The following is a 2,352-nucleotide window of genomic DNA, read 5'->3' as shown; positions in this document are numbered from 1 at the left end:
CTAAGACAGTGAGTTCTTTTCTTCTTCCGTGAATTCTAGGTTAATCATGTTTTTAATGAGTGCTTTGCTTCTAATTATGACTCTTAAACTATATTATTGTCCTTGAGTAAAAAATGCAAGTTGTAGCCGTGCAAAGTATAAATCCTAGGGTACTGGCCACCTCAAATAGGCGGGTATCACCCCGAAATAAGAGGATAGTGACTAGCCAAAGTCCAGCGGCCCAAATGCCAAAATTAAAAGCGTAGAGAATAGAAGTAATTAATAAACTAAAAATAAAGCGGCTGGGGGGAATCCGGTTAATAAATAAGACAAAACTTTGTCCGATCGCCTCGGAAACACTAGCGATAAAGACAACGATAATCGCTTCTTCCAAACCAAAGCGCAGGGATTTAATGGTGACGAAAGCGCGGGGATCGAGAACCAGTACACCGAAAAGGGTCGGCCAGGAAGGAGCAAGAAATAAAAGCAGCAATCCAGCGATTCCTAGTAATCCCAAAAGAGCCAAGGCTTGAATCAGTTGTTTCACGGGCGTTGTTAAAGTTAGATCGGTTAATGATGAGAAGGTCAGAGCGGGCGATCGAGGTTTACCGGCGGCTAGTTTGTCCGCCGATACTTAGGGTTTGCTGAAAAAGTTTTTCGTGGGGACAGGGTGTGGGGTGTGGGGTGTGGGGTGTGGGGTTTTACCGGTTTTGAGGTGGCCAATTACCTAATTTTCAGGGAAAAAGTGCCTCAATTTTCCCCCTCATCACTGCCATGCCTGGTACTTTTTGATTGACAAAAAGTCTAAAAGTCTTACCCAACAAGGTTTTTACCATTATTCAGCCAGCCCTACTTAGGAGCATTGAAGATGGAAAAAAATCAAATATCATACTTAGGTGAACCGATAATTTTCTCCGGCTCCGCTCAAAATCCTTGATTCTGTTCTATCCATAATAAACTCATTCTCCGATGACAAAACCTATCCGCGCCCAATCACCGCTAAAATTTCTCGCCCCCCATTTTAACCCCTTGGTCTTGGCGGCAATTTATCGGCTGTTGCCCTTCTATTTGCGATCGCAATGTCAGATTGAGCGGGTGGAAGGGGAAAATAGCGAAATTCTCGTCGATTGTTACGGCCGTTTCCAAGCTGGACAGTTGCGGTTTCTGCTTGCCTATCGTCATTCCAGCACTAACGATCCCCCCTCCTTGATCCATTATCTTCATAGCAACCTGCCTAAAATAGCTGCCAATGAGGGAATAAGTTTAAATAAGCCAGTTTTTGGCTATTTTCTCTACGATCGAGGGATTCCCCTCTGGGCAGGTCCAGTGGCTAATTGGCTCTTACCGGCGATCGGTGGCGTTCCCGTGATCCGCGGTCGTCCCGATTTCGGCTGTTTGCGTACCCTGCGCCATCTCTACGTTCGCGGGCAATTTCCCTTGGCCATTGCGCCGGAAGGCTATACCAACGGTCACGGCGAACTGGTCAGTCGTTTAGAATTGGGCTGCGCTCAAACCAGTTTTTGGTGTGTCGAGGATCTGGTGGCAGCGGGGGAGAATCAGCAGCTGTCTATTGTCCCCATCGGTGTGAGGTATCAGTATTTAGAAAATCCCTGGCCGAAGATTTGGCAACTCTGTGGGGCGATCGAGCGCGAATGTGGTTTTCCTCCGGGGGATGGGGCCAATCGGCAATTAGAAAACTCTCTCTCATCGAGGGAATGGAATCCAGAGCAGCAATTGACCCCAGAGGAAGAGGCCCTACTCTACCCGAAACTATTGCGTATTGCTGAATATTTATTAGAACAAATGGAAAGTTTTGATCGGCGTTTCCATACCGCCATTCAGTTAGAGGAACAAGCGGCAAAGTTAGCCAATTTGAGTCCGATCGAGGGATTAACCCTGCGTTTACAGGGATTGATGGACGCAGTATTAAAAATGTTGGAGGGATATCTGCAAATGCAGCCCCATAGCGATCGCAATTTGCTCGAACGCGCCCAGGATATCGAGGATACGGTCTGGGATTGGATCTATCGTCGGGACGTGGACATCCAAACCCTCTCGGACGTGGAAAGGGGTTTGGCGGCTCTAGTCGCGTCGGAAGCGCATCAACATCTCTGGCACATGAGATGGGTGGAGAATTTTGTCGTCGTCACCGGTCATTATCTAGGGTTTGCTGAAAAAGTTTTTCCTGGGGGTAGGAGTCAGGAGTCAGGAGTCAGTAGCCGGTCGTCGGTCGTTTCAGGCTTTGTTGCCCTCTTTTTTTGTACCAGTTTATGTACTACGAGGAGAATAATGCAAGGTTTTTGAATGTCCCAATCCTATTTTCTTGCACTAACATCAGATTTTAACAGGTCAAAAGCCTTATTTTCAAAGGGT

2 protein-coding genes are annotated in these 2,352 nt (G+C 47.0%); one reads left to right on the top strand and one right to left on the bottom strand.

Features of this window, described 5'->3' with window-relative positions; genetic code table 11:
* Window positions 1-88: 88 nt before the first annotated feature.
* Window positions 89-526, bottom strand: coding sequence for a hypothetical protein (locus tag PX482_RS22490; protein WP_288023968.1), 438 nt, complete (start codon window positions 524-526; stop codon window positions 89-91).
* Window positions 527-948: 422 nt separating this feature from the next.
* Here PX482_RS22490 and PX482_RS22485 point away from each other — a divergent pair, with 422 nt between their 5' ends.
* Window positions 949-2,283, top strand: coding sequence for a lysophospholipid acyltransferase family protein (locus PX482_RS22485; RefSeq protein ID WP_288123032.1), 1,335 nt, complete (start codon window positions 949-951; stop codon window positions 2,281-2,283).
* The last annotated feature ends 69 nt before the right edge of the window (window positions 2,284-2,352 follow it).

The organism is Microcystis sp. M53602_WE12, from assembly GCF_030065455.1.
Classification (GTDB): Bacteria; Cyanobacteriota; Cyanobacteriia; order Cyanobacteriales; family Microcystaceae; genus Microcystis; species Microcystis aeruginosa.
The sequence above is the reverse complement of the archived record's forward strand: the minus strand, read 5'-3'. Positions and strand labels throughout refer to the sequence as shown.

Bases quoted from the DNA above. Each gene is read 5' to 3' on its own strand.
- PX482_RS22485 (WP_288123032.1), top strand. From the start codon at position 949: ATGACAAAACCTATCCGCGCCCAATCACCGCTAAAATTTCTCGCCCCC.